This window comes from Vibrio japonicus, assembly GCF_024582835.1.
GTDB classification, from domain to species: Bacteria; Pseudomonadota; Gammaproteobacteria; order Enterobacterales; family Vibrionaceae; genus Vibrio; species Vibrio japonicus.
Window position 1 is genome coordinate 1,744,237 of sequence record NZ_CP102096.1, and the last position, 22,167, is coordinate 1,766,403.

19 protein-coding genes are annotated in these 22,167 nt (G+C 45.4%); 12 read left to right on the forward strand and 7 right to left on the reverse strand.

All coding sequences use genetic code 11. From position 1 onward, the window contains the following. Positions 1–70: 70 nt before the first annotated feature. From torA to torE, 3 genes are read right to left on the reverse strand one after another with little or no spacing between them, the layout of a single operon-like run. Positions 71–2,533: a trimethylamine-N-oxide reductase TorA gene (gene torA / locus NP165_RS08270; protein WP_257083501.1), complete on the reverse strand. Its 2,463-nt coding sequence runs from the start codon at positions 2,531–2,533 to the stop codon at positions 71–73. Positions 2,534–2,557: 24 nt separating this feature from the next. Further along, entirely contained in the window at positions 2,558–3,742 is a 1,185-nt protein-coding gene (gene torC, locus NP165_RS08275; RefSeq protein ID WP_257083502.1) for a pentaheme c-type cytochrome TorC, read from the reverse strand. Between the two features lie 50 nt (positions 3,743–3,792). Further along, positions 3,793–3,972, reverse strand: a complete 180-nt coding sequence (torE, locus tag NP165_RS08280; RefSeq protein WP_005378141.1) for a trimethylamine N-oxide reductase system protein TorE — start codon at positions 3,970–3,972, stop codon at positions 3,793–3,795. A gap of 472 nt (positions 3,973–4,444) precedes the next feature. Between torE and NP165_RS08285 the strand changes: the two genes are divergently transcribed. From NP165_RS08285 to NP165_RS08300, 4 genes are all read left to right on the forward strand, one after another. After that, positions 4,445–5,236 (forward strand): ABC transporter permease, encoded by a 792-nt coding sequence (locus NP165_RS08285; RefSeq protein WP_257083503.1) that lies wholly within the window; start codon positions 4,445–4,447, stop codon positions 5,234–5,236. A gap of 176 nt (positions 5,237–5,412) precedes the next feature. Further along, the gene (locus NP165_RS08290) at positions 5,413–5,538 is read left to right on the forward strand and encodes a hypothetical protein (RefSeq protein WP_257083504.1); all 126 of its coding nucleotides are present in this window, start codon (positions 5,413–5,415) and stop codon (positions 5,536–5,538) included. A gap of 247 nt (positions 5,539–5,785) precedes the next feature. After that, entirely contained in the window at positions 5,786–6,019 is a 234-nt protein-coding gene (locus NP165_RS08295) for a TIGR02647 family protein (RefSeq protein ID WP_257083505.1), read from the forward strand. 196 nt (positions 6,020–6,215) lie between these two features. Further along, entirely contained in the window at positions 6,216–7,037 is an 822-nt protein-coding gene (locus NP165_RS08300; protein ID WP_257083506.1) for an NAD-dependent epimerase/dehydratase family protein, read from the forward strand. Between the two features lie 77 nt (positions 7,038–7,114). On the opposite strand, the gene clpA is transcribed toward NP165_RS08300, so the two are convergent. Both clpA and clpS read right to left on the reverse strand, forming a co-directional pair. Beyond that, on the reverse strand, positions 7,115–9,385 hold the full coding sequence (gene clpA / locus NP165_RS08305; protein WP_257083507.1) for an ATP-dependent Clp protease ATP-binding subunit ClpA: 2,271 nt from the start codon (positions 9,383–9,385) through the stop codon (positions 7,115–7,117). Positions 9,386–9,425: 40 nt separating this feature from the next. Continuing rightward, positions 9,426–9,746, reverse strand: coding sequence for an ATP-dependent Clp protease adapter ClpS (gene clpS / locus NP165_RS08310; RefSeq protein WP_257083508.1), 321 nt, complete (start codon positions 9,744–9,746; stop codon positions 9,426–9,428). Positions 9,747–10,216: 470 nt separating this feature from the next. On the opposite strand from clpS, the gene cspD reads away from it, so the two are divergent. Further along, entirely contained in the window at positions 10,217–10,438 is a 222-nt protein-coding gene (gene cspD, locus NP165_RS08315; protein WP_257083509.1) for a cold shock domain-containing protein CspD, read from the forward strand. A gap of 70 nt (positions 10,439–10,508) precedes the next feature. Here the strand turns inward: cspD and NP165_RS08320 are convergent, their stop codons facing one another. Beyond that, entirely contained in the window at positions 10,509–12,734 is a 2,226-nt protein-coding gene (locus tag NP165_RS08320; RefSeq protein ID WP_257083510.1) for an NADP-dependent isocitrate dehydrogenase, read from the reverse strand. Positions 12,735–13,035: 301 nt separating this feature from the next. On the opposite strand from NP165_RS08320, the gene NP165_RS08325 reads away from it, so the two are divergent. Further along, positions 13,036–13,734: a pseudouridine synthase gene (locus NP165_RS08325; RefSeq protein ID WP_257083511.1), complete on the forward strand. Its 699-nt coding sequence runs from the start codon at positions 13,036–13,038 to the stop codon at positions 13,732–13,734. Positions 13,735–13,827: 93 nt separating this feature from the next. Here NP165_RS08325 and aspS read toward each other — a convergent pair whose 3' ends face one another. Further along, the gene (aspS, locus tag NP165_RS08330) at positions 13,828–15,606 is read right to left on the reverse strand and encodes an aspartate--tRNA ligase (RefSeq protein ID WP_257083512.1); all 1,779 of its coding nucleotides are present in this window, start codon (positions 15,604–15,606) and stop codon (positions 13,828–13,830) included. A gap of 261 nt (positions 15,607–15,867) precedes the next feature. On the opposite strand from aspS, the gene NP165_RS08335 reads away from it, so the two are divergent. From NP165_RS08335 to NP165_RS08360, 6 genes are all read left to right on the forward strand, one after another. Continuing rightward, on the forward strand, positions 15,868–16,734 hold the full coding sequence (locus NP165_RS08335) for a DUF72 domain-containing protein (RefSeq protein ID WP_257083513.1): 867 nt from the start codon (positions 15,868–15,870) through the stop codon (positions 16,732–16,734). A 101-nt stretch (positions 16,735–16,835) separates the two neighbouring features. Next, positions 16,836–17,573, forward strand: coding sequence for a carboxy-S-adenosyl-L-methionine synthase CmoA (gene cmoA / locus NP165_RS08340; RefSeq protein WP_257083514.1), 738 nt, complete (start codon positions 16,836–16,838; stop codon positions 17,571–17,573). 105 nt (positions 17,574–17,678) lie between these two features. Next, positions 17,679–18,650, forward strand: a complete 972-nt coding sequence (gene cmoB, locus NP165_RS08345; RefSeq protein ID WP_257083515.1) for a tRNA 5-methoxyuridine(34)/uridine 5-oxyacetic acid(34) synthase CmoB — start codon at positions 17,679–17,681, stop codon at positions 18,648–18,650. Between the two features lie 236 nt (positions 18,651–18,886). Further along, positions 18,887–19,633, forward strand: coding sequence for an ATP-dependent zinc protease family protein (locus tag NP165_RS08350; protein ID WP_257083516.1), 747 nt, complete (start codon positions 18,887–18,889; stop codon positions 19,631–19,633). An 8-nt stretch (positions 19,634–19,641) separates the two neighbouring features. Beyond that, entirely contained in the window at positions 19,642–21,150 is a 1,509-nt protein-coding gene (locus NP165_RS08355) for an inactive transglutaminase family protein (RefSeq protein WP_257083517.1), read from the forward strand. Positions 21,151–21,153: 3 nt separating this feature from the next. After that, positions 21,154–22,134, forward strand: coding sequence for an alpha-L-glutamate ligase-like protein (locus tag NP165_RS08360; protein ID WP_257083518.1), 981 nt, complete (start codon positions 21,154–21,156; stop codon positions 22,132–22,134). Positions 22,135–22,167 lie beyond the last annotated feature (33 nt).

Here is a 22,167-nt window from a genome sequence, read left to right on the forward strand (position 1 = left end):
TCAACCCAATTTATCGAACAAAAAAATACCAGCCGACGGGCTGGTATCTATAAACAACATCTAACTCTGCTTACGCTACTTCAAGCGGTCCACCGAATGAGGTCACAGGTGGTACGTTACCAGTGAACTTCTCAAACTCAACAATACAGGTGTTAGCTGACGTCGCTTGAGCAAGCTCAGAAGAACCGATATCCATCGTTAGCGTATTTGGATCACCGTAGGTACAGATTGCACCTTCTTTCTCATTTAGTGGGCCATACCATGCGCCCTCTTCGATACGAATAACGCCACGAGGGTAGCTATCGGTAAGCACAGCGCCCGCCAGTAACTGGCCACGGTCATTGTAAACTCGCACTAAATCACCATCTTTGATGCCTTTCGCTTTGGCATCTTCTGGGTTGATGTAGACAGGTTCACGACCTTGAACTGTGTATGTCGCTCGAATCTCTTCTGACTCACACATTTGTGAATGAAGACGTTTATCCGGGTGGCAAGATTGCAACCAGAATGGGTATTTATCTGAACCCGGACCACCGTGTGAACGTTCTGTCTTTTCGAACCACATTGGGTGTTCCTGACAGTGTTCATAGCCGTAACGACCGATCTTGCGAGAAGTAATTTCGATAAAGCCTGATGGCGTACCTAGCGCATTGATCTCTGGGTCTTTACGGAAATCCGCGTGGCGAACCCAAGGTTGGCCTTCACCAAAGTCCAGTACGCTCTTCTCCCAGAATTCATCAAACTCTGGCATGTCGAACTTGTCTTTATTTGCCGTACGACAATCATCGTATAGCGAACGTACCCACTGCATTTCATCCATACCACGGGTGTATTCTTTATGGCGACCGAAACGACGTGTTAATTCAGTAAAGATCTCAAAATCCGTCTTAGACTGGAACAGTGGATCGACAAGGCGATGCATCGCAAGTAAGCCTTTGCCTGAGTACGAACCGTAAACGTCGATATCATTGCGCTCAAACTGTGTACACGCTGGCAGCACGATGTCCGAGAAACGACAGCTTGCCGTCCACGCAAATTCAATGGTCACTACCGTTTGAAGTTGCTTGAACGCCTTTTTCATGCGGTTACGATCTTGGTGATGGTTCCATGGGTTGTTACCCGAAATAACCATCATCTTGTAGCCCGGAAGTTTTACTTTTGAGCCGTTGTAACGAATCTCTTTACCCGGCTCTAACAAGCAGTCAACCCAACGAGCAACAGGAATGGTTTTGCTGTAGCCGTTAAAGTCATTGTTGTCCCATTTTGGTTTCATACCTTGGTCAAGGTTACGCGGGAAACCACCTGGTGCTGCGAAACCAGTCGAAGGAACACCGATACCTGAGTAGTGGTGACCGTAAGAAATACCGCCGCCCGGCAGGCCAATTTGACCCACCATTGCCGCGACTACTGCTGCTGCCCAGTATGGTTGCTCACCATGTTCCTGACGCTGGATACACCACCCCATCAGGATCTGCGTGCGACCGTTTACCAGCATGCGAGCGAATTCGCGGATCTTATCAGCGCTAATACCACAGATCTCAGCCGCCCATTCCGGTGTTTTCTCGATTTTATCTTTCGACTCACCTTGAACGTATTTAATGAAATCTTCAAAACCTAGGCAGTAAGTTTCGATGAATTTTTTATCGTACAGCTCTTCGTTGTATAGCACGTGGGCGATCGCCAGCATAAACGGTACGTCTGTCATCGGGTTGATGTACAGATGCTCATTTTGCAGGAAGCGCTGGGTTTTATTCTTCACTGGGTCAACAGACAGAACGTTGATCTCACCTTTCGCGACTTTCTCTTTTAGTTGTTCTAAGTAAGGGAAAGATTGGTGAGTTTCACAGTTCCAACCTACCTGTAGGTTTTTCACTGGGTCATTCGCCCAAAGGATAATGTTGTCCGCGTTGTTTAGAATCTCAGACCAAGACGTACCCTGCGCATATACCTCAGTAGAGCCAAGTACATAAGGTAGAATGGTTTGTCCTGCACCCGTAGAGTAGTCACCCACTTTAGTGATGAAATTACCGTGCATACCTACTGCACGCTGCATGTGGCTGGTACAGCTATGGAACTGACCCGTTTGACGCCAACCAGTTTGACCCGCGTGTAGTGCCCATGGGCCGTAATCTTTCTGTACACGCTCTAATTCGCGGTAAAACAGATCCAGTGCTTCGTCCCAAGTCACACGGATAAAGCGGTTGTCACCACGTGTTTCTGCGCTGTACTTGTGCTTTTTCAACCAATCTAAGCGAACCATTGGGTAACGAACACGTGAAGGGTTGTAGATAACACCTTTGATACCGTTAACCATTTCCGACGGGTTGGTATCAGCCTCTAGTGGCTTGATCTCTTGCACTTTACCCGCATAGACGTGGGCACGAAATGCCCCCCAGTGTGAACCTGATACTTTCCAAGTTCCTGTTGTCTCTGCTGCACTTGCAGAAGCTGAGGCCAACAAGCTTGGACCAATTACTGACGCTGCGCTGGTCGTCGCTACACCTTTAAGAAAACTTCTTCGTGTAATAGCCATTTCAATTACTCCGTACGACGCTTATTAGTGATGACCTTCAGCAAAATCTGAAGAGTGCTTCTGTAGGTACTTCAATACAAGTGCTTCACTGTCAGTATCAAAGTTTACGAATGCAAGCATACCGTTGAACATGCCTGGCCATGTGTTTGCGTCAAAGTGCGCTTCATCAGGCTGAGTGTGACATACAGAACAGCTTGTTTTATATGCTTCTTGTGCTTTTTCCCAGATAGGCGTTACGTCGTTAAGCATCGCTTCTTTTTTCATCCACACTTTGGCTGCCACTTTTTCCCATGGAAGACCTGTTAGCTCATCCACTTTCTGCTCGCCAGCAGTTACGATTTCATCACTAAGCGCGGCTTCTTTAAGTAGAGAGCCCACGGCAATGTTCATACCAAAGTCTTCTTGGATTACACGGCCAAAGCCTTTCGCTTTACGCCAGCCGTCGATCTCAACTTGGATCATTTCACCCTGCTCTTCTAGAACCGTTACGGTCGATGCTGGGTTTAATAAGCCCGCTTCTTGGCCCGCTTGCGCGTCGAAGTAAACCGGTAAGTGGCGAACACTGACAAGCGCCTGACCGACTGAGTAGTCAGTGCTAGATGTCATTTGTTCTAGTTCACCCACGATACCGCCGATGCTATCCATACCCGCAGGAAGTTGGTGGGCGATACCTTTGTGGCAGTCTACACAGCTTTGATCTTTCTCTGCTGCCTGCTTCATTTGGATACGAGCGGTTGGAGACATTTGCTCAAAATCCATCGACTCGTAGTTGTGACAGTTTTTACACTCGAGCGATTTGTTTGCGGAGAAACGATCCCACTCGTGTTTTGCTAGCTCAATACGGCGCTCTTCAAACACACCTGGTTCGTCATAGTTGCCAAATACTTGTGCGAAGACTTCTTTTGAAGCCTGCATCTTACGTGCGATTTTGTCTGTCCAATTGTGTGGAACGTGACAGTCAGGACAAGTCGCGCGAACACCAGAGTGGTTTTTCCAGTGCACCGTTTCTTGTAGTTCTACGTATACGTTGTCACGCATGGTGTGGCAGCTGATACAGAATTTTTCTGTGTTTGTTGCTTCTAGTGCCGTGTTAAAGCCGCCCCAGAAGATAACACCTGCGATAAAGCCGCCCATGGTCAGCACGCCAAGGCTGATATGGACCGCAGGGCGCGTCATGGTACGCCACAGTTTGACGATCAATGATTTCATAGTTTGCTCTCTTAAAATCTTTTCAAAAATGTGGAAATGAGCTCACTGGCTTACATGCCATGTGCCCCAGGAGGACCAAAGAAGAATACTTGCAGCATCCAAACGATAAATCCGTAGCCCCCAACGAAAGCCACACTTAAAATTGGGAAGAGAACAACTGCAATGAAGAGGAACGACTTCCACTCCAGAGAACGTTTTTCACCGCTCTCAATTTTGTTAACATCACTCATACATTTGCCTATTGTGTATTTAGTGTTCTGGGCTAGCTCTTCTGCTCAAGCTAACATTTTTTTACAATCTCTAATTGAAAATGTTAGACCATACTAATTGTAAGGTTCAACAATTTCCTTCCCTTCAACCCTTGTTATTCAACACTTTTTTGAGCTCATCCAGAGATGTGTTTGATTAAAAAGCCATATGTCAGAACATGGACAATTATTAAAAAATATGAACAAGATAAAATAACCATTAAAAACAACAATTAATTAACATTTGGTCCATTTTTGATGTCAGAAAAGTGATTCAGTTAGACAAGAGACACCGCCTAGCGCGAACAAATAAGTACAAAAAACACTCAAAATAATTGGAAATGTTTCGAAAAAATCGAACCGTAGAGAGGCAAAACGCAATATTGAAACCGACAAGTAGCTGATAAATTGAAACCTGGTTAAGATGGGTCGGCGAACGTGGGAGCATAAATAAATGAATAGTGTGGTGGATATATCGTGGCCAACCCTGGGGTTGTTCTTTAGTACCCTTTCTATACCACTTTTGATCAATCGGTATTATCAACTTGGCATTGCAAAAGACACACTTATCAGTGTAGGAAGGATGTGTGTCCAACTCATTTTTATCGGCGTTTACTTAGAGTATCTATTTGAACTCAACCATGCTGGCGTCAATATTGCTTGGTTGCTTGTCATGACGGCTATTGGTTCCAGCGCGATCATTGATAAAACCAGACTTCCCAAAAAAGCGATGTTTATTCCGGTTTTTGCGGGGCTATCAATCAGTCTTTCCCCCATGCTGGCAGTCATCTGCTTGGCCGTTGTAAAACCGACGCCGTTATATAGCGCCCAATACCTCATTCCTTTGGCAGGCATGCTGCTTGGTAACTCCATTGGCGGCAACATTGTCGCTCTGCAAAATATGTTCACTGCCTTAACGGAAAGAAACCAAGAATACGAAGCCGCTATCTCTCTTGGCGCTTCACCAAAGTATGCAACTCTTCCTTTCCTACGGGAGGCGATTCAAAAATCACTGGCGCCCACTTTAGCATCTATGGCAACCACCGGACTGGTCACACTGCCGGGGATGATGACGGGTCAAATCCTAGGTGGTGCAAATCCAATCATCGCCATTAAATATCAGTTGATGATCATGATAGCCATCTTCGTCATGATGTCCGTTTCAATCTGTATATGTCTGAACTTAGCGATAAAAACGGCGATCCACCCTCATGGTAGGGTAATGATAAAGCCCCAAAAGCAGTGAATAGACACAAAACTCTAACGTGCCATGAAGATCTTATCCACAGAATCTGTGGATAACGGTGGTGATACTTACTGAGTGGCAACTAGCAAACATTATTACAAGAGGAAAAATGTCATCATTTCGTCACTTCAAATGAGTAGATTGAGCGCCAGTGGCAAACAACAGGGAATGATGTCATGCACGGATTTAACGCAAATGAACTAGTGAGAAATAGTGAAAGAGACGAGGAAGATCTGAGGAACTGGCTACTGGATCAGCCTGAAGGCATAGTGTCTGCCGAAGAGCTTTGTTTAACCAATTAGCTGGTGAGTATTGGGAGAAGTGTAAGAAACCCTTCTCCCAGAAAATGCTCAATTTCGCCAGCACATCTCACCATTACCACATCCAAATAATCACGCCGAAAGTGTTACCAAATTGCTGCCAAGCTGTTTTAATTCCTTATCAATCGCACTAAATTTATGGCTTAGATAACAATTCTTTACGAAGACAATTGCCGGAGAAGAAAGCGCAAACTATGGTGAGAATATCAGTTCAATTAAGGATTTAGCTATGAAGTACACTCCAGAACACCTTGCAGAACTTAACCTATTACTACAGTTCGATATCAGCAGTGCAGCAACAGGAATTAAAGTACACAACGAGGCATCCGAAGAAGTGCAATCAGCGGTGCAACGACTGTTCGCTAAAAACCTGTGCACCCTGCCAGATGGTGGATACCTAACAGATGAAGGCATCGAAGTAGCCGAGCATGCAGACAAAATCCTACGAGTGCTATCGAGCTAGTTAGCTGTGATTAACTCTTAATTACGCCAGTACGCCGTACTGGCTATTCATTCCCCTATTCCCTTTTGCATTTCCATTTTTAACCTTCTGCCGCCCAAAATGTTTGGTATTCTAGGTAGCGTAAACCACAATATTCGCAACGCTTACTTTTGATGCACCTCAATCCCATACGCAAATAGAATGGTAGGAGACCGTTTTGAAGACAATTACCATTATTGGTGGTGGATGGCTTGGCCGTCCCCTTGCCCACTACCTTGAAACCATCGGACACAAAGTCTTTGTGAGCAAAACATCTTCTGACGGTGTAAAGACACTCGAAGAGGAGCACCTCAGAGCATTCCAGCTTAATCTAGACGACGACATTGCCGCTATCAAAACGTCTTTGGCCTCTCATCACCCTGATATCGTTATCGGATGTTTTCCGCCAGGTTTTCGAAGAGGAAAAGGAGATGAATACGCTCATCAGTGGAAAAAGTTGGTCGAAGCTTGTCGCGAAACCAAAGTAACGAAAATCGTGATGGTAAGTTCGACGACCGTTTATCCGAATATCGCAAAAGATATGCTGGAGAGAGATGCCACTTTGGCGCTTGCATCATCCAATGACACGTTTTCTGATAACGCCAAAATCATGCTTCAGGCCGAACAGTACGTTATCGATTCGGGTATCAATTATGGCATTGTGCGTTGCAGTGGTTTAATAGGAGCAGATCGCCACCCATCGCGATTTGCAAGCAAACTAAAACAAGTCAGCGATCTTGCTCCGGCGAATATGCTGCACCTAACGGATGCCATCGGTACGGTCAGCTATATTGCAATGCACAACAACAATGTCGTTGTTAATGCGACAACACCAAACACAGTGAATAAAGCGGAATTCTATCAATCAGCGCTGACAAGCATAGGGTCAGAGGAACCACTTCCCCCTCTTGTTCACATCGCTGACAAACGCATTGTGTCAGACGCCTTGGTCGAGCTTGGTTACAAGTTTCACCACCAGCATACGCTTGAGCTTATCTGAGCCCAAAACTCGCCTTCTCAGAATGTAAAAAGCCAGAGCAACACGCTCTGGCTTCGAGTTTTTGAATGAGTGAAAAATTAATGTACTGCCGCTTCTCGCTCGCTTAGGTACTTAAATTTCAGTTCATCGTCTTTCAGATCCACTTTCACCGTACCGCCGTCAACAAGTGAGCCGAACAATAGTTCGTTCGCCAACGGTTTCTTCAACTGATCCTGAATGACGCGGCTCATAGGTCGAGCGCCCATCGCTTTGTCGTAGCCTTTCAGAGCCAACCAATGACGCGCATCAGCAGACACTTCCAATGAAACACCGCGAACATCAAGCTGAGCTTGGAGTTCGACAATGAACTTATCCACGACTTGATGGATCACATGCTCATCTAGGCTGTTGAACCAAATGATGTTGTCTAAACGGTTACGGAACTCCGGTGTAAACACCTTCTTGATTTCCGCCATCGCATCGGGGCTGTGATCTTGTTGGATCAAGCCGATCGATTTCTTCACGGTTTCCTGAACACCCGCGTTCGTCGTCATCACTAAGATCACGTTGCGGAAATCGGCTTTACGACCGTTATTATCCGTTAGCGTACCGTTATCCATGACTTGCAGTAGCAAGTTAAAGATATCTGGGTGCGCTTTTTCGATCTCATCGAGCAACACAACCGAATGTGGATGCTTAATGACCGCATCAGTTAATAAACCACCTTGGTCATAACCCACGTAACCCGGAGGCGCACCAATCAATCTACTGACGGAGTGGCGTTCACCGTATTCAGACATATCAAAGCGTAGTAGCTCAATACCCATCAATTTAGATAGCTGTACCGTCACCTCTGTCTTACCTACCCCTGTTGGGCCTGCAAACAAGAATGAACCAACCGGCTTGTTATCCGCACCTAGACCAGCGCGTGTTAGCTTGATCGCTTCACTAAGCACATCGATCGCATTGTCTTGACCAAACACCAACATCTTCATCTTCTTATCAAGATTTTGAAGAATCTCTTTGTCTGATGAAGACACCGATTTTTCAGGGATACGCGCCATCTTTGCGACCATGGCTTCAATGTCTGCTACACCCACTGTTTTCTTTCGTCGACTCGCAGGAGCCAATCGACTACGAGCACCGGCTTCGTCGATAACATCAATGGCTTTGTCAGGAAGGTGACGTTCATTAATGTATTTAGCAGATAGCTCAACAGCGGCACGAAGTGCCTTATTGGTATAGCGAACATCGTGGTGAGCTTCATATTTCGGTTTCAAGCCCATCAGAATCTTAGTGGTGTCATCAACTGATGGCTCTACCACATCAATTTTCTGGAAACGACGAGATAACGCACGTTCTTTCTCAAAAATATTGTTGTATTCCTGATAAGTTGTTGAACCGATACAGCGCAATTTGCCACTACTTAACAGAGGCTTAATTAGGTTTGCAGCATCAACCTGACCGCCCGATGCAGCACCTGCACCGATGATCGTATGAATCTCATCAATGAACAAAATCGCATCGTTTTCTTTCTCAAGCTGTTTCAAAATCGCTTTGAAACGTTTCTCGAAATCACCACGGTACTTGGTGCCTGCCAGCAATGAACCGATATCCAAAGAGTAGATAACGCTATCTTGGATGATTTCTGGTACTTGGCCTTCAACAATTCTCCAAGCCAGACCTTCAGCAATAGCCGTTTTACCGACACCTGCCTCACCAACCAAAAGCGGATTATTTTTTCTACGACGGCAAAGAACTTGGATGGTTCGCTCGAGTTCTTTCTCTCGCCCAATAAGCGGATCGATTTGGCCTTGTTTTGCCAGTTGATTAAGGTTAGTTGCGAAGCTTTCTAGTCGTTCGTCAGAATTGACTTCTTCTACGTTGCTATCACTGCTGAAAGAGTCCGAAGAGGCGTCATCACTTTGACTTGAAGCTTTGGTAATTCCGTGAGAGATGAAGTTAACAATATCCAAACGGCTGATGTCATTTTTCTTCAGTAGGTAAGCGGCGTGTGATTCTTGCTCACTAAAAATCGCAACCAGTACGTTAGCGCCAGTGACTTCACTTCTGCCTGAAGACTGAACATGGAATACCGCACGCTGTAACACTCGCTGAAAACTCAACGTTGGCTGAGTCTCACGAGTTTCATCGTTTTCAGGGATGAGAGGTGTTGTTTGATCAATGAAAATATCAAGCTCATTGCGCAATGCATCAATGTCTGCTTGACAGGCTTGTAGGGCCTCTCTAGCTGCATCATTTTCCAACAATGCGAGTAGGAGGTGCTCGACAGTCATGAACTCATGTCGTTTGTCACGAGCGCGAGAAAATGCGCTGTTTAGGCTCGACTCTAATTCTTTATTCAGCATAAGGACCTCCTCAACAACAACTCAAATAGAACGAGAAACGTTAGGCTTGTTCCATCGTACATAACAAAGGATGTTCGTTCTCCCTAGAATACATAGTGACTTGCGCTACTTTGGTTTCTGCAACTTCCGCAGTAAATGTGCCGCAAATGGCTTTACCATCGTAGTGTACCTTAAGCATCACTTGTGTTGCTTTGTCTGCATCCATTGAGAAAAAACGTTCCAAGATCTCTATTACAAAGTCCATCGGGGTGTAGTCATCGTTGTTCAAGACAACGTTATACATAGATGGTGGTTTTATTTTTGTTTTTTCTAACTCCAGTAGATCTGCATCTGGAGTCACCCATTCAAAATGCTTACTCATGATAAATTAGTGCTGACGTATAACTTTTTATATTTTACCACTTCAGTGAGCAGAAGTTTGAACTTAGTTCGTACATTAAAGGAAAATCTATGTGAAATTTTCGTTTCCCCTACTTAGAGACTAATCCAGCAATTGTTCGGCTGCAAATAAAAGATGCGTTACCTAGTGGCTTTATGTATCTAATTGATTAAAAAGAAGCCAAAATATTTATTTGCAAGGTTCACATATAAATCTTTGGCAGCGTGACAAGTTGCAAAAATGTAAATCCCAAAAGTGATTTGTACGTAAATATGTAGACCTTAATACGTTTTTCCTATTGACTGTGTTCAATCATTAGCTAAATTGGTCAAATAGTGACTGAAAATTTGGCAGCGGCTGAATTAAAATTCACTTTTTGTTTACACGTAACATTCGGTGGTGTGTAAGCACTCAAACAACATCAGTAACACAATGCATGAGGGATGTATAGCATGGCTACAGGTACAGTGAAATGGTTTAATAATGCCAAAGGATTTGGTTTTATCTGCCCGGAAGGTGAAGACGGAGATGTATTCGCTCATTATTCTACAATACAGATGGATGGATACCGAACCCTGAAAGCAGGCCAACAAGTTACCTTTGAAGTGGAAGAGGGTCCAAAAGGCTATCACGCGAGTGTGGTAAAGCCTGTTGAAGCCCAATTAGCAAAATAGTCCGCTGCCTAAAATTAAGAACGAGAATACAAAAAAACCCGCCGAGTGGCGGGTTTATTTATGCTTGCTATTATCGGTTGATAATCGCGTTTAGTGTTGAACTTGGACGCATAAGCGCAGATGCCTTTTCAAACACAGGTAGGTAGTAACCACCTAAATCTCCCGGTTCGCCTTGTGCGCTATTAAGTTCAGAAACGATAGCTTCTTCATTTGACGCTAGTGCTTGTGCAATTGGCGCAAATTCCGCTGCTAGTTCTGTATCTTCTGTCTGCGCTGCAAGTGCCTGAGCCCAGTAAGTCGCCAAGTAGTAGTGTGAACCACGGTTATCAAGCTCACCCACTTTACGCGAAGGTGACTTGTTGTTATCCAGGAATTCGCCAGTTGCTTTATCTAGAGCATCCGCCAGAACCTGCGCTTTAGCGTTACCTGCTATCGTGCTTAGGTGCTCAAGAGAAGCCGCCAGTGCAAGGAATTCACCTAGCGAATCCCAACGTAGGTGGTTTTCTTTCTCTACCTGCTGAACGTGCTTAGGTGCAGAACCACCAGCGCCAGTTTCGAACAGACCGCCGCCGTTCATAAGTGGAACGATTGACAGCATTTTCGCTGACGTACCCAACTCAAGAATTGGGAACAAGTCAGTTAGGTAGTCACGTAATACGTTACCTGTTACAGAAATCGTATCCAGACCTTCTTTGATACGCTCTAGAGAGAACTTACACGCTTCTAGCGGAGCAAGGATCTTAATATCTAGACCTGAAGTATCGTGATCTGGTAGGTAAGCATTTACCTTCTTGATAAGCTCTGCATCGTGTGCACGGTTTTCATCTAGCCAGAATACCGCTGGAGCACCTGTTGCACGTGCACGTGTGACCGCTAACTTAACCCAATCTTGGATTGGCGCGTCTTTCACCTGACACATGCGGAAGATGTCACCGTCTTCAACCGCTTGCTCTAGTAGCACTGCGCCTGAAGCGTCAACAACACGTACTGTACCTGCTGCATCAAGAATGAATGTCTTGTCGTGTGAACCGTACTCTTCAGCTTTTTGTGCCATTAGACCAACGTTTGGCACGCTGCCCATTGTCGTTGGGTCAAATGCACCGTTCTCTTTACAGAAATCGATAACCGCTTGGTAGATACCTGCATAGCAACGATCTGGGATCATCGCCTTAGTATCTTTCTGCTTACCATCTGGACCCCACATTTGGCCTGATGCACGAAGCATTGCTGGCATAGATGCATCAACAATGATGTCGCTTGGTACGTGTAGGTTGGTGATACCACGGTCTGAATCCACCATTGCTAGTGGTGGTTGAGTCTCGTACACCGCTTCAAGTGCCGCTTCGATTTCAGCTTTTTGTGCTTCTGGAAGCGCTTGGATTTTGCTGTATACGTCGCCGATACCGTTATTTACATCAACGCCTAGCTTATCGAATAGCTCACCGTATTTCGCAAACACGTCTTTGTAGTACACTTTTACAGCATGACCAAAGATCACAGGGTCTGAAACTTTCATCATTGTTGCTTTCATATGAAGTGAAAGCAGAACGTCTTGCTGTTTAGCCGCTTCGATTTCTTTTTCGAAGAACTCGATAAGCGCCTTCTTGTTCATCACTGAAGAATCAATGATCTCTTTGTCTTGTAGTGCGAATGGTGCTTTCAGCTCTGTTACGCTGCCATCATTACCAACAAATTCGATTTTAACTTCTGTCGCGCTAGTTACTGTGTGTGATTTCTCGCTGCCGAAGAAGTCTTTATCAGACATGCTTGAAACGTGCGATTGCGAATCTTTCGACCAAGCGCCCATTGAGTGTGGGTTTTTCTTTGCGTAGTTCTTTACTGATAGAGGAGCACGACGGTCAGAGTTACCTTCACGAAGTACTGGGTTTACCGCACTACCTTTAATTTTGTCATACGTTGCTTTGATCGCTTTCTCTTCGTGCGTGCTTGGCTCTTCTGGGTAGTTAGGTAGGTTGTAGCCTTTATCTTGTAGCTCTTTGATTGCTGCTTTTAGCTGAGGGATAGAAGCAGAGATATTCGGAAGTTTGATGATGTTTGCTTCTGGAGTTTTGGCAAGGTCACCCAGCTCAGAAAGTGCGTCACCGATACGCTGCTCTTCTGTTAGGTGTTCAGGGAAGTTAGCAATAATACGCCCAGCTAGAGAGATATCACGAGTATCAACGTCAATACCTGAAGAAGCAGTGAAAGACTGAATAATCGGAAGTAGCGAGTATGTCGCTAGTGCAGGTGCTTCATCAGTAATGGTGTAAATAATGGTAGGTTTTTCTGTAGGCATGAAATTTCCCTATAGTTCTGACAAAACCAGTCGGATGAACGGCTTTGTTATGTGTGTCCGCTAACAAGCTATGTATACATCCCCTCACTTATTAGCGATTTGTTGTCTCTTTTGTTTTTACTTACTCTTTTTGCCAAAAGTAAGATCCATGAGAGCTGTTCTTAATAGTTAAACAAAATCGGTATAATAGTCTATTATCTTGTTCACCAATCCTGTATTTGGGCGCGCACATCATAGCCTAAATTAGGCTAAACTGGAACTTTCAAACACACTTCGTTTACATTTTTGCAAGGTAGTTAACATGTCACTACGCTCACGCCGTGAGTCATCTAAACCCTCATCTCACTCGGTTAAACCGGGTTTTAAACGTAAAAATTCGGCACAAGGAACGACGAAATACTCCTCCAAAAATCGCCGAAAAACCGCCTCAGATAAGCCTCAAATTGCGCCAGAAGATCGTAAGGTGATCATATTCAATAAACCGTATGATACTCTGAGTCAGTTTACCGATGGTGAAGGACGTAAAACGCTCGCCGACTTTATACCCGTCAAAGATGTGTACGCCGCAGGCCGACTCGACCGAGATAGTGAAGGTCTGATGGTGCTTACCAACGACGGTATATTGCAAGCGAAGCTGACGCAGCCTGGATCTAAATCCCCAAAAACCTATTGGGTGCAAGTAGACGGCGCACCAACGGAAGCAGACTTAAACAAACTAAGAAAAGGCGTTGAGCTGAAAGATGGCATGACACTGCCCGCACAAGTCGACGTCATTCAAGAACCGAATGTGTGGGATAGAAATCCGCCTGTTCGCTTTCGTGCCAATATCCCGACCACTTGGCTGGCAATTACCATCATTGAAGGGCGTAATCGCCAAGTGCGCCGCATGACAGCAAACATCGGCTACCCTACTCTGCGCCTGATCCGCTACTCAATGGGTGAGGTGACGTTAGGTGATTTACAACCTGGTGAGTGGAAAGAAATTCAGTTAACCCGCTAGCATCCGTACTTCCGCAATAATCAAAAACATCACAATAAAAAAACGCCACTTCAATCGAAGTGGCGTTTTGGATTTGTCGACGTTAAGTGTTGATTACTCTGCGTCTTTGTCTTTAGCTACCGTCACTGCAACCGCAAGTTCTTCTAGCGCTGCTGGGTTTGCAAGGCTTGGCGCGTCTGTTAATAGACAAGATGCTGCTGTTGTTTTCGGGAACGCGATAACATCACGGATGTTCTCAGTGCCACAAAGCAGCATAACCAGACGGTCTAGACCGAATGCAAGACCTGCGTGTGGAGGCGTACCGAATTTCAGAGCGTCTAGTAGGAAGCCGAATTTTAGGCGCTGCTCATCAGCATCAATACCTAGAATATCGAATACTGCCGATTGCATTTCTGCGTTGTGAATACGAACAGAACCGCCACCCACTTCGTAGCCGTTGATAACCATGTCGTATGCGTTTGAGTTCGCAGCTGCTGGGTTCGCTTTTAGCTCTTCCGCATTTACACCTAGAGGCGATGTGAATGGGTGGTGCATAGCGTGTAGGTTGCCTTCGTCATCTTCTTCGAACATTGGGAAGTCAACAACCCATAGTGGCGTCCAAGCTGATTCATCAGTCAGTTCTAGGTCTTTACCCAATTTCAGACGTAGTGCGCCCAGCGCTTCTGCAACGATGCCCGCTTTGTCTGCGCCGAATAGGATAATGTCGCCAGATTCCGCTTGAGTGCGATCTAGAATACCGTTGATCACCTCTTCGTTTAGGAATTTAGCCACTGGAGATTGGATACCTTCCATGCCTGCAGCACGGTCGTTAACCTTCATCCATGCCAGACCTTTCGCGCCGTAGATACCTACGAATTCTGCGTAACCGTCAATTTGTTTACGAGTCAGCTCTGCACCGCCTGGTACACGGATCACTGCAACACGACCTTTCTCGTCGTTAGCAGGACCAGAGAATACTTTGAACTCAACGTCTTTCACTAGGTCAGCAACGTCTACTAGCTCCAGTGGGTTACGTAGGTCAGGTTTGTCAGAACCGAAACGACGAATTGCTTCGCTAAATGGCATCACTGGGAACTGACCTAGGTCTACGTTTAGTAGCTCTAGCCACATATCGCGAACCATTTTCTCAGTCGTTGCACGAACTTCGTCAGCCGTCATGAATGACGTTTCGATATCGATCTGAGTGAATTCTGGTTGACGGTCAGCACGTAAGTCTTCATCACGGAAACACTTAACGATTTGGTAGTAACGGTCAAAACCAGACATCATTAGAAGCTGTTTGAAAAGCTGTGGAGACTGAGGAAGCGCGTAGAAGCTACCTTTGTGAACACGGCTTGGTACTAGGTAGTCACGAGCGCCTTCTGGTGTCGCTTTTGTTAGTACTGGCGTTTCGATATCTAGGAAGCCGTTGTCATCTAGGAAACGACGAACAAAGCTAGACGCTTTAGCACGTAGCTTGATGCGGTCACTCATTTCAGGGCGACGTAGGTCAAGATAACGGTACTTCAGACGTTGCTCTTCCGTGTTCTTCTGGTTGAAGTCTAGAGGCAATACGTCAGAGCGGTTGATGATTTCAAGACCTTTCGCAAGGATCTCTACTTCACCCGTTGCCATGTCTTTGTTGACTTGGCTGTCTGGACGAGCGCGAACTTCACCCGTCAATTTGATACAGAATTCATTGCGAAGTGTGTTAGCCACTTCATACGCATCTGCCATATCTGGATCTACAACTACCTGAACGATGCCTTCACGATCTCGCATATCGATAAAAATAAGACCGCCTAAATCACGGCGACGGTTAACCCAGCCGCAAAGTTCTACAGTTTGTCCTGCAAGGGACTTGTTCAGGTGACCACAGTAATGGGTACGCATAATGAAATTCCCAATCTCTTAAAATTTGTTGATTACCATCTATCAGTGATAACGTCACAGATAGTGCAAAGTTCCATTTATACGCTGAAAGTTCGTTTAGATCGACTACCCAGCGTACAATTTATTGCGATTTATTATCTATTGATGCTTTTTAAACCAACAAAGGAATAAAACAGCAGCAATACAAAAAAATTGGCGCTGATTATAGCCTTATAATGGGCGGTTCGGCAAAACTCAGTTGGAAGATATTGATAGTCAAATATGGAAGCATTACCTCTTAGGCTTGGCCTAACCATGTGGTCACACAACAACTGGCAACAGAGCTTTTACGGCAGCGGAACAAAACCTGCCGAAAGATTAGAAAAATACGCAAAGGTCTTTCATACGGTTGAAGGAAACACCACTTTTTACGCCACTCCCAGTATTTCAACCGTTAACAATTGGAAAGCAGCCACGCATGATGAGTTTCGCTTTACGTTTAAGTTACCTAAAGCGATTACGCACCAACAAATGCTAAAGGGAAGCAAAGTACTGCTAAAAGATTTTATGCAGATTATGGAGCCACTTCACGAACGTATTGGCCAATGGACCATACAGCTTCCAGCCGCATTTGGTCCTGAACATTTAAGCGCACTCAAGCAGTTTTGCGCCCTTTTCCCGCCTAACTTCCCCATTGGGGTTGAGGTTCGTCACCCTGAATTTTTTGCCAAAGGAGAGGCAGAAAAAGCATTAAATCACTGGCTGATCGAATCAGGTTATGACCGCATCATTATGGATAGCCGCCCAGTATTTGCTGCTAAGCCTGACAACGAAGCAATCATAGACGCACAAATGAAAAAGCCTAAAGTGCCGGTTCACGCGATCGCTACCGCATCTCACCCCATGATTCGCTTTATCGGAAATCCCGAAGAAAACAAGAACTACGACTTTTTTGCGCCTTGGCTGAATAAGCTGCCAGAGTGGATAACACAAGGAAAACAACCCTATGTGATGATTCACACAGCGGACAATATTATCGCGCCAGAGCTCGCTGCGAACATCTATAGAATGCTACAAGATCACGTTGCCCTACCCGATTTGGCTCCGTTTCCCGCCAACGATGGCAACTCACAGATACAGATGTTTTAGATCGAATCGCTTGAAAGCATGACAGGGGCGCGAATTTCTCATAAAATACGCGCCTTTTTAATGGCTGCGATTTGCAAAAGCCTTGGGTAAGAGACCGTGTTATGAATCCAAAAAGTAATCCAGATACCATTTTTTCGGCTCCAATCGATAAGATTGGCGACTTCACGTTTGATGAACGTGTCGCTGAAGTTTTTCCGGATATGATTCAACGCTCTGTTCCAGGTTACAGCAACATTATCTCTGCGATAGGCATGTTAGCGGAACGCTTTGTTAAACCGCATTCAAATGTTTATGACTTAGGCTGCTCATTGGGTGCGGCCACGCTATCTATGCGTCGTCATATCCAGCAGGAAGGCTGTCAGATCATTGCGGTGGATAACTCATCTGCGATGGTGGAGCGCTGTAAACTGCACGTGAATGCGTACCGCAGTGATACGCCCGTGGATGTTGTCGAAGCGGATATTCGAGACATCAAGATAGAAAACGCTTCTGTTGTGGTGCTGAACTTTACACTGCAGTTCCTTTCACCGGAAGATCGCTACACATTGCTTGAAAAAATCTATGCTGGCCTACGCCCGGGTGGCATTTTGATCTTGTCTGAAAAGTTCGTATTTGAAGATCAAGTTTCCAATGAACTGCTGATCGATCTGCATCATGACTTTAAACGAGCCAACGGCTACAGCGAGCTTGAGATCAGCCAAAAGCGCAGTGCGATTGAAAATGTCATGCGCCCAGACTCAAAGAAAGAGCACAAAGAACGCTTTGCTAAAATTGGATTTAGTAGCTTCGATGTATGGTTCCAGTGCTTTAACTTTGGCTCAATGTTTGCCATTAAGTAAACTGACCGACTAATCACCGTATTTTGTTGCGTGTCGTGACGCCCTAGAGCGACATGCAACCTATGATTTTTCTGGGGACATAAATGAGTACCAGGTTTCGATTCCATGTTTAATTTCGCTAACTTTTACCAGTTGATCGCTCAAGACACTCGCCTACAACCTTGGCTTAATACGCTGCCTCAGCAACTGACAGACTGGCAGAATGCCGAGCATGGCGACTTTGGTCGTTGGTTAAAAGCGCTAAACAAGATTCCGCAAGGTCAACCTGATCATGTTGATCTCAAGGAGTCAGTGTCTGTTACTAACATTGAGCCCTTGCACACTGGCGAATTGAAAAAGCTGGAAAGCCTCTTAAGAACCTTCCACCCTTGGCGCAAAGGTCCGTACAACGTTCATGGTATCCATATTGATACGGAATGGCGCAGCGACTGGAAATGGGATCGCGTACTTCCTCATATTTCTCCACTGAAGAATCGAAGTGTACTGGATGTGGGCTGTGGCAACGGCTATCACATGTGGCGAATGCTTGGTGAAGGTGCTCGTCTTTGCGTCGGTATCGACCCATCTCACCTATTTTTAATTCAGTTTGAAGCGATTCGAAAACTGATGGGCGACGATCAACGTGCGCACCTTCTTCCTCTGGGTATCGAACAGTTGCCAAAACTGGAAGCGTTCGACACTGTATTTAGCATGGGCGTACTGTATCACCGTCGTTCACCTCTCGATCATCTGATTCAGTTGAAAGACCAACTGGTTTCTGGTGGTGAGCTTATTCTAGAGACCTTAGTGATTGAAGGCGACGAAACCTCGGTTCTTGTTCCGATTGATCGTTATGCACAAATGCGCAATGTCTACTTCTTCCCGTCCGCGAAGGCACTTAAAGTATGGCTTGAGCAAGTTGGCTTTGTCGATGTGAAAATCGTCGATGAAAACGTAACGTCGACCGATGAACAGCGCACTACCAACTGGATGACGCACAACTCTTTACCTGAATACCTAGATCCCAACGATCCAAGTAGAACCGTAGAGGGTTATCCTGCTCCTCGCCGCGCCGTTCTAGTGGCAAGAAAGCCGTAGTGTGCAAAGAAGCACATAAGAATTGACAAGAAGTTAACTCATAAACAAGCGTTTATCGTTAATCTCTTTAGGAAACTTTTAAAAAGAATGAGGGTAATTTTTACCCTCTTTTTTGTACGCGTGAACCAGCGCTATACTTTTGTATCGACTTTGTCGAATAGTTAGTTGTTGGTGATGAAACTTATACGCTAAACTCTTTATTTATAAATAAATTAAAAATAATGTCAGGTTTATCAATGCTAACCAGATTGACTCCAATTTTAGCGATAGCGCTACTTTCAGGTTGTGCTTTAACAAAAGGTGAGCAATTTCATAACGAAACGCTTTCCTCTATTCAAGCCTCTGAAAAAAGCCTGTCAACTCAGCTTGAGAATTTATCACTTCAGCTTGGGACTCAAGAAAAGTATATCGAATCACTAGAATCCAAAATCGCTAGACTCGATAAGGAAATTCTGCGTGTCAAAAGAGATGTAATCAGAGAAGTAAACAAGAAAAAGGACCCTGTCATTCTCCCAGCGCCTGTTCCTGTCGAAGCCACACCGACGCACGAGATTGTGTTAGGTGAAATTGAAAAAGTAACAATCGATGCTATCAAGCAATCTTTCGACGCTCGAGTTGATACGGGCGCTGCCACATCATCGCTAAATGCAATTGATATTGAAGAGTTTGAAAGAAACGGGGATAACTGGGTTCGATTTCATTTGGCCGATGGTGACACACCACCTACCGAGGACAACTGGATTGAAGCACCTGTCGTACGCTACGTAAAAATACGCCAATCCACCAATGAAGATGTCGAACGCAGAGCCGTCGTCGAACTCTGGGTAAGACTGGGTAAGATCCATGAAAAAGCCCAATTTACGTTAGCGGATCGCTCTCAAATGACTCACCCCGTTCTACTGGGTCGAGAGTTTATTCGAGATATTGCAGTTGTCGACGTGAGCAAAACTTACATCCACACCAAACAGCCAAAAGCTAAGTAAGGTCGTATATGACATCCAAAGTCCCTTTTTACGTATCAGTTGTTTTACTTATCTTAGTGGGAATCGCGCTCAGTATCTTCCGCCATCAAACGTATGGTGTGCCTTGGACGCCAGGTGAAACGCGACAAGTTTGGGATATTGAAGCCCGCATAGAATTTGGCGCTCAAGGAAAACCTGTTAAAGCGTCTCTCGCGGCACCCAATACACAAAATGGATTTACGCTGATCAGCGAGACGTCATCATCTTCAGGCTACGGCGTATCTTACGTAAGTACCGACACTGACCGCCGTGCTGAATGGACCATCCGCAACGCTACGGGCCCACAAACCATCTACTACAAAGCTCAATTTCTTGTCGACCCCCAAGCAAACGTTGATGCCGTTGATCCAAGTGAAGAAGAGATCGAGCTTCCAACTTTTACAGGTCCAACTGAAGCCGCAGCCAAAGCGCTCATTGAACTAGCCAATCAACGTTCTGCGGATGACCTCACTTTCACACGTGAGCTGATTAAAACCCTGAACGATGCAGAAAACCAAAACGCATCTCTATTACTTCATAATTTGTCGAAGGTAGAAGCTTTAGACAAATTACTCGCGTACGCGAAAATCCACAGCAGAGTTGTCGGAGTTATTGAGTTAGAAGATGGCAGACGTCGTCAAACCATACAGCAAATGAACCAAGTATGGGATGGAGCGCAATGGATACTCTTTAATCCAGAGCGCACCAATCAAATCACCGTTCAGAATATTTTGATTTGGGACCAATCCAATATCTCCTTACTGGATTTAGTTGGCGGTCAAAATAGCCAAGTCCATTTCTCTATGATTGTCCAAGAGGTTTCACCTCAACAAGCAACCAATGACAAAGTTCAAGCCGATGGATTATTAAACTTCTCTATTCATAGTCTTCCACTGGAAGAGCAAGCGATGTTTAAGACCATTATGCTCATCCCAATTGGTGCTTTGATTGTGGTATTCCTCCGCGTCATTATCGGCCTAAAAACCTCTGGTACTTTTATGCCTGTATTGATCGCAGTAGCGTTCGTTCAGACGCAGCTATTCACCGGTATTGTCGGCTTTTTGCTGATCGTGGGTACCGGCCTTGTCATTCGAAGCTATCTGTCTAGGCTCAACCTTTTACTCGTCGCTCGTATTTCAGCCGTAATCATCGCGGTTATTATGATTATCTCTGTCTTTACCGTTGTCGCGTTCAAAATTGGTCTTACCGAAGGTTTGTCAATTACGTTCTTCCCAATGATCATTCTGTCTTGGACGATTGAGCGTATGTCTATCCTATGGGAAGAAGAAGGCGCGAAAGAAGTAATGTTGCAAGGCGGTGGCTCACTACTAACTGCTGTCTTGGTATACCTTGCCATGACAAATTCATACATTGAGCATTTAACGTTTAACTTTATCGGCCTTCAACTGATTGTTCTGGCGGGTATCCTATTACTGGGCACTTACACGGGCTATCGTTTGACAGAGCTTCGTCGCTTTAAACCTTTAGCGGAGGACTAAACGATGTTTTCACGATTAACTTCGCGTTATACATCCCCAGGTAAACTCCGTCATAAAGGGATCATGGGGATGAACCAGCGTAACCACAGCTATATTGGTCGGTATAACGATCGCTCTAAATATCCACTAGTCGACGATAAACTGAAAACAAAAATCATCGCGGAAGCAGCAGGCGCAACTGTACCCAAATTAATTGGTGTGATTCGCAACCAAGCTGATGTCCCATCGATTCACGAGATGGTCAAAGACTGGCCGGGCTTTGTGATTAAGCCTGCTCAGGGAAGCGGCGGTAAAGGGATCCTAGTTGTCACCTCACATAAAGATGGGGTTTACACAAAACCGTCAGGCTCAACCATCAACAAAGAAGATGTCGAACGCCACATCAGTAACGCGCTAGCTGGGCTATTTTCTCTCGGCGGCAAAAATGACGTTGCAGTGGTCGAAAACCTGATCAAATTTGACGACTGTTTCGATGGTTTTAGCTACGAAGGCGTACCTGACGTACGTATTATCGTCTTCAAAGGCTATCCTGTAATGGCGATGATGCGCTGTTCAACATCAGCATCAGACGGCAAAGCGAACCTTCACCAAGGCGCGGTGGGCGTAGGGATTGATATAGCAACGGGTAAAGCGATTCGTGCAGTTCAGTTTGACCAACCCGTCACTCACCATCCGGATACGGGTAAAGACCTTTCTACCCTGCAAGTGCCTCATTGGGAGCGCTTGTTGGTACTGGCCTCTAGCGCATGGGAAATGACCGGCCTTGGCTACATGGGCACAGATATGGTTTTAGACAAAGATGAAGGCCCTATGGTGCTAGAGCTAAACGCTCGTCCGGGACTGACAATTCAAATTGCAAACGGTGCTGGGCTACTACCAAGACTGCACCACATTGAAAGCCTTGGTACGACGCTGCGCTACCCATCTCCAGAAGAACGAGTCGCCTACGCTGCGAAGAAATTTGGTACCGTCGCTCAGTTTTAACTCATTGAGCTATTTAGTAAAAAAGCCCGGCAA